Source organism: Kitasatospora sp. NPDC007106, from assembly GCF_040634455.1.
In the GTDB taxonomy this organism is placed as follows: domain Bacteria; phylum Actinomycetota; class Actinomycetes; order Streptomycetales; family Streptomycetaceae; genus Kitasatospora; species Kitasatospora arboriphila.
Map to the genome: position 1 here is coordinate 1 of NZ_JBEYFP010000251.1, position 8036 is coordinate 8036.

10 protein-coding genes are annotated in these 8036 nt (G+C 74.2%); 6 read left to right on the forward strand and 4 right to left on the reverse strand.

The window, feature by feature from the left end; genetic code table 11:
- From rsrA to ABZ641_RS19725, 4 genes are all read right to left on the reverse strand, one after another.
- The coding region (gene rsrA / locus ABZ641_RS19710; RefSeq protein ID WP_359983397.1) for a mycothiol system anti-sigma-R factor at positions 1 to 312 on the reverse strand (312 nt) is incomplete at its 3' end.
- Positions 309 to 1040: a sigma-70 family RNA polymerase sigma factor gene (locus ABZ641_RS19715; RefSeq protein ID WP_317634021.1), complete on the reverse strand. Its 732-nt coding sequence runs from the start codon at positions 1038 to 1040 to the stop codon at positions 309 to 311. The genes ABZ641_RS19715 and rsrA, both read right to left, overlap by 4 nt.
- A gap of 237 nt (positions 1041 to 1277) precedes the next feature.
- Positions 1278 to 1919 carry an alpha/beta family hydrolase gene (locus ABZ641_RS19720; protein WP_344625553.1) on the reverse strand — a complete coding sequence of 214 codons (642 nt, stop codon included), beginning with the start codon at positions 1917 to 1919 and terminating at the stop codon, positions 1278 to 1280.
- A 78-nt stretch (positions 1920 to 1997) separates the two neighbouring features.
- Positions 1998 to 2747, reverse strand: coding sequence for an SOS response-associated peptidase (locus tag ABZ641_RS19725; protein ID WP_344625554.1), 750 nt, complete (start codon positions 2745 to 2747; stop codon positions 1998 to 2000).
- A gap of 192 nt (positions 2748 to 2939) precedes the next feature.
- On the opposite strand from ABZ641_RS19725, the gene ABZ641_RS19730 reads away from it, so the two are divergent.
- From ABZ641_RS19730 to ABZ641_RS19755, 6 genes are all read left to right on the forward strand, one after another.
- Positions 2940 to 3650 (forward strand): M50 family metallopeptidase, encoded by a 711-nt coding sequence (locus ABZ641_RS19730; RefSeq protein WP_344625555.1) that lies wholly within the window; start codon positions 2940 to 2942, stop codon positions 3648 to 3650.
- Positions 3651 to 3775: 125 nt separating this feature from the next.
- Positions 3776 to 5095: a 3-phosphoshikimate 1-carboxyvinyltransferase gene (gene aroA, locus ABZ641_RS19735; protein WP_359983402.1), complete on the forward strand. Its 1320-nt coding sequence runs from the start codon at positions 3776 to 3778 to the stop codon at positions 5093 to 5095.
- Between the two features lie 15 nt (positions 5096 to 5110).
- Positions 5111 to 6166, forward strand: a complete 1056-nt coding sequence (gene rsgA / locus ABZ641_RS19740) for a ribosome small subunit-dependent GTPase A (protein ID WP_359983405.1) — start codon at positions 5111 to 5113, stop codon at positions 6164 to 6166.
- Positions 6167 to 6280: 114 nt separating this feature from the next.
- Positions 6281 to 6604 (forward strand): multidrug efflux SMR transporter, encoded by a 324-nt coding sequence (locus ABZ641_RS19745; RefSeq protein WP_263103730.1) that lies wholly within the window; start codon positions 6281 to 6283, stop codon positions 6602 to 6604.
- Positions 6605 to 6675: 71 nt separating this feature from the next.
- Positions 6676 to 7473 carry a histidinol-phosphatase gene (hisN, locus tag ABZ641_RS19750; RefSeq protein ID WP_344625558.1) on the forward strand — a complete coding sequence of 266 codons (798 nt, stop codon included), beginning with the start codon at positions 6676 to 6678 and terminating at the stop codon, positions 7471 to 7473.
- Between the two features lie 261 nt (positions 7474 to 7734).
- A partial coding sequence (locus tag ABZ641_RS19755) for a nitrate- and nitrite sensing domain-containing protein (RefSeq protein WP_359983408.1) occupies positions 7735 to 8036 on the forward strand: 302 nt, incomplete at its 3' end.

The following is an 8036-nucleotide window of genomic DNA, read 5'->3' on the forward strand; positions in this document are numbered from 1 at the left end:
TCGGTGGCCTTGATCTTCTGCCCGACGATGCTGTAGCCGTGCTGCTTCGCCGCGTACTCGGCGCCGGCGAGAGTCGATCCGGGCGAGCACCTTGGTGCGCAGGTCCGCCGGGGTGTCGTCACAGCCGCAGGAGCGCTTGATCAGCGCCTTGATGGCCTGTTCAAGCCCGTACTTCTCCAGGCAGGGCGAGCACTCCTCGAAGTGCACGCGCAGCTTGACGCAGTCGCCCTCGGCCATCTCGTTGTCGAGGAATTCGTAGAGGTGGTCGAGCACCTCGCCGCACTCGGTGTCGTGCGGATCGCCGCAGCTCATGAGCCCGCGCCCTTCGCTTCCTGCCCTGCACCGCTGCCCGCCGGGACGAGTCCGCGCTCACGGGCGTAGTCCTCCAGCATGCCGCGCAACTGGCGGCGGCCACGGTGCAGCCGGGACATCACCGTACCGATGGGTGTACCCATGATGTCCGCGATCTCCTTGTAGGCAAAGCCCTCGACGTCCGCCAGATACACGGCGATCCGGAATTCCTCCGGGATCGCCTGCAGGGCGTCCTTGACGTCGCTGTCCGGCAGGTGGTCCAGCGCCTGGGCCTCCGCCGACCGCAGGCCGGTCGACATGTGCGACTCGGCCCGGGCGAGCTGCCAGTCCTCGATCTCCTCGGCCGCGGTGCGCTGGGGCTCGCGCTGCTTCTTGCGGTACGAGTTGATGAAGGTGTTGGTGAGGATGCGGTACAGCCACGCCTTGAGGTTGGTGCCCTCGCGGAACTGGTGGAACGACGCGTACGCCTTCGCGAACGCCTCCTGCAGCAGGTCCTCCGCGTCCGCGGGATTGCGGGTCATCCGCAGGGCGGCCGAGTACATCGGGTCGAGGAAGGCCAGCGCGTCGCGCTCGAAGCGCTCGCGGCGCGCGTCCTCGCTCTCGTCCGCGGACACCCGGAAGGTGTCCTCACCGATCGCCTCGGCAAGCTCGTCACCGGTGAGCGTCCCGCCCTCCGGCAGTCCCTCGCCCGGCACGGCCTCGTCCTCGGTCCCGACGACCGGACCCACCTCCTCGGAGCTTCGGGGCCCACCCACCGCGGGCCGACCCGAAATGGAGGATATCCGGCCCACCGGCTTCTCGCCCGCGACAATCCATTCCGACCAGTCGGGCACGAAGGCGCCTTGCGCCGCGCGCTCCTCCGGCCGCTCGGGGCACGCGATCGAACCCATGGACGCTGCCTTTCACCCGGGACTTGCTGACGGTCCTCACAACCGCGCGGCGCCGCCGCGCATTCCCGCCGCCCCTCACCCGATCGACGGAACCGATCCCAGCCAGTCCCCGACCGCCGCGACCAGCGCCTCCAGGGTCTCCTCCTGACCGACCGGCGCCCGCTTGGGCACCACGAACCCGTGGCTGCCGTACGGCACCTCGACCAGCCGGTGGCCCTCCGGCAGCACGGGGAACTCCTCCGGGGTGCCGAAGGTGTCCGCGCCGCCCTGCACCACCAGGGTGGGCAGGCCGCTGTTCAGCAGCTCCTCGGCCCGGCTCTTCTCCGGCTTGCCCGGCGGGTGCAGCGGGAACGCCAGCGCCAGCACCGCGGCCGCCCCCGAGGCGAGGCCCGTCCGGCAGGCCACCCGGGCGCCGGCGCTGCGGCCGCCCACCACCAGGGGCGGTCCCTCGGCGGCGAGCCCGGCCACGACCGGCAGCCACGCCTCGTCGAGGGTCTTCGGCGCCGGGCCCAGCTTCTTGCCGGCCACCCGCCACGGCTGCTCGACCAGTGCCACCGACACGCCCCGGGCCGGCAGCGCGGCGGCCAGCGCCTGCAGGTCACGCGCCTCCACGCCGCCGCCGGCCCCGTGCCCGAGCGCCAGCAGCACCCGGGGCCGCTCGGCCGCGAACGTCGTCACCCGGGCATCGCCGACCGGCGTCGGCACCAGCTTCTGCATGGGGCCGAGCCTAGGCCGTGGGGCGGCCCGCGCCGGGCAGCCGCCCCCGGACCGGCGCCGTCGGACCGGGCCCGCGCGTCAGAAGAGCGTCGTGCGGTCGTCCTCGGTCAGCTCCCGGACGAGTTCGGGGCCGTTGTTGCGGATGCTGCCGACCGCGGCGCCCACCGGGTGCACGGTGAGCGCACCGGGCGGCGGCGGCACCAGCAGGGCCCGCAGCGCCTCCGGGTCGTCCAGGCCCGGGTCGAGCCAGGCGTCGAAGGAGCCGGGGTCGAGGAAGAGCGGCATCCGCTCGTGGATCGGGGCGAGCATCGGCTCGGCCTCGGTGGTGACCACGGTGCAGGTGACCCGCCAGGCCTGCGGGTGGTCCGCGGGGAGGGTGCGGTCCCGCCAGAACTCGTACAGGCCGGCGAGCGCGAGCGGGCTGCCGTCCGCCCGGGAGACGAAGTACGGCTGGCGCGGCGGCCGGTCGGGGCCGGCCGGTGCGGTCTGCCACTCGTAGTAGCCGTCGACCGGGAGCAGGCAGCGGCGGGAGGCGAAGGGCTGGCGGTAGGCCGGCTTCTCGTGCACGGTGTCGGCCCGGGCGTTGATCATCTTCACCGCGGTCTCCGGCGACCTCGCCCAGGACGGGATCAGGCCCCAGCGCAGCACCCGCAGCTGCCGCACCGGCCGGTGCTGCCCCTTGGGCGGCCGGTCCAGCACCGCGTAGACCGGTGAGGTCGGGGCCACGTTCCAGTTGGGCGCGATCGTCTCGGCCGGGTCCCACTGCTCGACGCCGAACACCTCGACGATGTCCTCGGGCCTGCTGCTGGAGGCGAAACGACCGCACATGGGGGCCAAGCCTGCCATGCCGGCCGGACGGCCCGGGGGCGGTTCCGGCAGCCGGACGGCCGCTCCCGGGAGGCGCCCGGGGAGGGGCCCGGGACCGGCCGGGGACGAACCGGAGCGAACCGACCGCTACCGCCGCGGCGTCCTGGCATGGGAGGCTGCCGGACCGGCAGCACCACGGGAGGCAGGACGAGCATGGAGATCGCGGACGTCTGGCAGCGGGTGGCGGGCGTCCAGCCCGAACCGCCGGGCTGGCTGGTGCTCACCACCGCCGCGCTCGCCCTGCTGGCGATCCTGCCGGCGCCGGTCTGGCGGGTCACCCGCACCGTGGTGACCATCGCCCACGAGGGCGGCCACGGCGTGGCGGCCCTGATGACCCGCCGGCGGCTCTCCGGGATCCGGCTGCACTCCGACACCTCGGGCCTGACCATCTCCTCCGGCCGCCCGACCGGCCCCGGGATGATCCTCACCGCGGCGGCCGGCTACGTGGCGCCCTCGCTGCTGGGCCTGGGCGGCGCCGCACTGCTCGCCGACGGCCGGATCACCGCCCTGCTGTGGATCTCCATCCTGCTGCTGGCCGGGATGCTGGTGATGATCCGCAACGCCTTCGGCCTGCTGGCGGTGGTGCTCACCGGCGCGCTCTTCCTGGTGGTGTCCTGGTACGGCGGCAGCCAGGTGCAGGCCGCGTTCGCCTACCTCGGCGTGTGGTTCCTGCTGCTGGCGGGGGTGCGGCCGGTGGTCGAGCTGCAGGCCAAACGGCGCTCCGGCGGGGCCCCGGACTCGGACGCGGACCAGCTGTCCCGGCTCACCGGGGTGAGCGCGGTGCTGTGGGTGGCGCTGTTCCTGGTGGTGTCGCTCTCCTGCCTGCTGGGCGGGGCGAGCTGGCTGCTGCACTGGAAGCACTGAGCCCGGGCACCGGCGCGCCGCCGACGGCGGGTGGGCACACCGTGGGCACGGAATCACCGCAGACCCACCGTCCGCCATGCGATCGGGCACCGGGCCGTCGCCGGGCGGCCCCCTAGACTTGGCGCATGACCGATGCCCTGTGGCCCGCCCCCGTCGCCACCGCAGCCGTGGACGCGACCGTCACCATCCCCGGCTCCAAGTCGGCGACCAACCGCGCGCTGGTGCTGGCCGCGCTCGCCGACGGCCCCGGCTGGGTCCGCCGGCCGCTGCGCAGCCGCGACTCCCAGCTGATGGCGGACGGCCTGCGGGCGCTCGGCGTGACGGTCGAGGAGACGGTCAACGAGGCCAGCGGCGGCACCGGCGGCGGCGAGGCCTGGCGGGTCATCCCCGCGCCGCGGCTGCTCGGCCCGGCCCGGGTGGACGTCGGCAACGCCGGCACGGTCATGCGCTTCCTGCCCCCGCTCGCCGCGCTCGCCGACGGCCCCGTCCACTTCGACGGCGACCCGCGCTGCTACGAGCGCCCCCAGCACGGCGTGATCGACGCGCTGCGCGCCCTCGGCGTGCGGATCGACGACGGCGGCCGCGGCGGCTTCCCGCTGACGGTGCACGGCACCGGCGCGGTGGACGGCGGCGCGGTCGACGTGGACGCGTCCTCGTCCTCGCAGTTCGTCTCCGCCCTGCTGCTGTCCGGCGCCCGCTACAACAACGGCGTCGAGATCCGGAACACCGGCGGGACGGTCCCCTCGCTGCCGCACATCCGGATGACGGTCGACATGATCCGCAAGGCCGGCGGCCAGGTGGACGCGCCCGAGGACGGCGGTGAGAAGGACGTCTGGCGGGTCACCCCCGGCGCGCTGATCGGCCGCGACCTGGTGGTCGAGCCGGACCTCTCGAACGCGGCGCCGTTCTTCGCCGCGGCGCTGGTCACCGGCGGCCGGGTGACCGTCCGCGACTGGCCGAAGCACACGTACCAGCCGGGCGACCAGCTGCGCGACATCTACACGCAGATGGGCGGCGCCTGCCGGTTCACCGACGAGGGCCTGGAGTTCACCGGCACCGGCAAGGTCCACGGCATCGAGGCCGACCTGCACGACGTGGGCGAGCTGACCCCGGTGATCGCCGCGGTGGCCGCGCTCGCGGACTCCGAGTCCCACCTGTACGGCATCGCCCACCTGCGGATGCACGAGACCGACCGGCTGGCCGCGCTCGCCAAGGAGATCAACGACCTGGGCGGCGACGTCTCGGAGACCGAGGACGGCCTGCGGATCCGGCCGCGTCCGCTGCACGGCGGCGTCTTCCACACCTACGAGGACCACCGGCTGGCGACCGCCGCCGCGGTGATCGGCCTCGCCGTGGAGGGCGTGCAGGTGGAGAACGTGGCGACCACCGCCAAGACCCTGCCGGACTTCCCGCAGATGTGGGCCGACCTCCTCGGCCAGGGCTGACGGGGGCAGAGCAGCATGCGCCGCTACGGCAAGGACGCCGACGAGGACGACATCCGCAACCGCCCGGCCCGCCGGGGCTCCCGGCCCCGCACCCGGATCCGGCCCAAGCACGAGGACGCCGCCGAGGCGATGATCCTCACCGTCGACCGCGGGCGGCTGACCTGCCTGGTCGACCAGGGCACGAAGAAGGAGCGCGAGGTCGTCGCCATGAAGGCCCGCGAGCTGGGCCGCAAGGGCGTCGTGGTCGGCGACACGGTGGGCCTGGTCGGCGACCTGTCCGGGGAGCCGGACACGCTGGCCCGGATCGTCCGGGTCGCCGAGCGCACCTCGGTGCTGCGGCGCACCGCGGACGACGACGACCCGTACGAGCGGATCGTGGTCGCCAACGCCGAGCAGCTGGCCATCGTCACCGCACTGGCCGACCCGGAGCCGCGGCCGCGGCTGATCGACCGCTGCCTGGTGGCGGCGTACGACGCCGGGATGGAGCCGCTGCTGGTGCTCACCAAGTCCGACCTGGCGCCGGCCGAGCCGCTGCTGGAGTCGTACGCGCCGCTGGGCATCTCCTACGTGGTGACCCGGCGGGACGAGCTGGAGACGGCCGGCGCGGAGGCGGTGCGCGAGCACCTGCGCGGGCGGTCGACGGTGTTCATCGGGCACTCCGGCGTCGGCAAGACCACGCTGGTCAACGCGCTGGTGCCGGAGCGGCAGCGGACGACGGGCCACGTCAACGCGGTGACCGGCCGCGGCCGGCACACCACCGTGTCGGCGCTGGCGCTGCGGCTGCCGCCGCCGCCCGGGGCGAAGCCGGGTTCGAGGAAGGCGCTGGATCCGGGCTGGGTGATCGACACCCCGGGCTTCCGCTCGTTCGGCCTGTCGCACATCGACCCGTCCCGGGTCATCCTCGCCTTCCCGGACCTCGAACCGGGCACGGTGGACTGCCCGCGGGCCTGCAGCCACGACGAGCAGGACTGCGCGCTGGACGCCTGGGTGGCGGACGGGCACGCCGAGCCCGCCCGGCTGTACTCGCTGCGCCGGCTGCTCGCGAGCCGCGAGACCCGCGAGGGCGACTGACCGCCACTGCGGGGACTCCGGGCCGTCCGAGGTGTCGGACGGCTCCCGGCCGGTGATCCTAGGAGCGTGGGACACGCTCGCATGGATGCTCCGAGGGGCAAGGGAGTCAGCCCGATGGCATGGGCCATGGTGATCCTCGCCGGTCTGCTGGAGACCGGCTTCGCGATCAACCTCAAACTGAGCCACGGCTTCACCCGGCTCTGGCCCACCATCAGCTTCTGCGCGTTCGCGCTGGGCAGCTTCGGCCTGCTGACGCTCTCCCTCAAGTCGCTGCCGGTCGGTTCGGCGTACGCGGTCTGGACGGGGATCGGCGCGGCCGGCACCGCGGTGTACGGGATGGTCTTCCTGGAGGAGTCCAGCAGCGTGCTGAAACTGGTGTCGATCACCCTGGTGATCGCCGGCGTCGTGGGGCTCCAGCTGAGCGGCTCCGGACACTGATCCGCACGCCGGTTCGGTCCGCTGTGCGAGCCGCGCTGACCCGGAGGGCCCCGGGTCGCTAGGGTTCGGGCATGGCCGATTACCACGACGACCTCCGACTCGCCCACGTCCTCGCCGACTCGGCCGACTCGGTCACCCTGGAGCGCTTCAAGGCGCTGGACCTCAAGGTCGAGACCAAGCCGGACCTCACCCCGGTCAGCGACGCCGACAAGGCGGCGGAGGAGCTGGTCCGCAGCGTGCTGCAGCGGGCCCGTCCGCGCGACGCCGTGATGGGCGAGGAGTACGGGCTGCAGGGATCGGGCCCGCGCCGCTGGGTGATCGACCCGATCGACGGCACCAAGAACTACGTCCGCGGCGTGCCGGTGTGGGCGACCCTGGTGGCCCTGCTGGAGGAGGGCATCGACGGGGAGCTCCAGCCGGTGGTGGGCATCGTCTCGGCGCCCGCGCTGAACCGCCGCTGGTGGGCGGCGCGCGACCTCGGCGCGTACGCCGGGCGCAGCCTCGCCAAGGCGACCCGGATCCACGTCTCCGAGGTGTCCCGGGTCGAGGACGCCTCCTTCTCGTACTCCTCGCTGTCCGGCTGGGAGGAGCGCGGCCGCCTCGACCCGTTCCTGGACCTCACCCGGGCCTGCTGGCGCACCCGGGCGTACGGCGACTTCTGGTCGTACATGATGGTCGCCGAGGGGTCGGCGGACATCGCGGCGGAGCCGGAGCTGAGCCTGTGGGACATGGCCGCGCCGTGCATCGTGGTGCAGGAGGCGGGCGGCCGGTTCACCGGCCTGGACGGGGTGGACGGCCCGAACGGCGCCGACGCGGTGGCCACCAACGGTCTGCTGCACGCGGAGGCGCTGCGCCGGCTGAGCGTGTGAGCTGCTGAGCACGTGAACCGCTGAGCGTGTGAGCGGCCGGGCCCGTCCGGCGGGCGTGTTTCGGCGGGCGGGCGTGTTTCGGCGGGCGGTCGGCGAGGTTGCCGGCCACCCGCAGCGCGTTGCGGGCGACGCTGAGGTCGCGGCAACTCCCTTGCAACAGAAGGCCCCTAGGCTCGTCGGGCCAGCGGCCGGTACCCGGTACCGCGCCTCCGTTCCCCGTGCGCCCACCCCGCCGGGCCACTGCCGAGGGGGACTCCCCACGTGCGTACGCTCAGCAGCATCCGCCACCGGCTCGCCCTGCTCCTCGCCCTTCCGACCGGCGCCCTGGTGCTCCTCGGCGCGATCGGCACGGCCGCACAGGCCGGGCGGTTCGCCGACGCCGGCCGGACCGGCGACCGGGTGGCCCTGGTGGTCGCCACCGAGGAGTTCGTCCATCAGCTCCAGCGCGAGCGCGGCCTGACCGCGGGCCTGCTCGGCGGCGAGGAGTCGTTCCGGGCCAGGGTCGGCCCGCAGCGGGAGGCCGCCGACACGGCCCGGCGGGCGCTCGACCGGTCCCTGGCCGC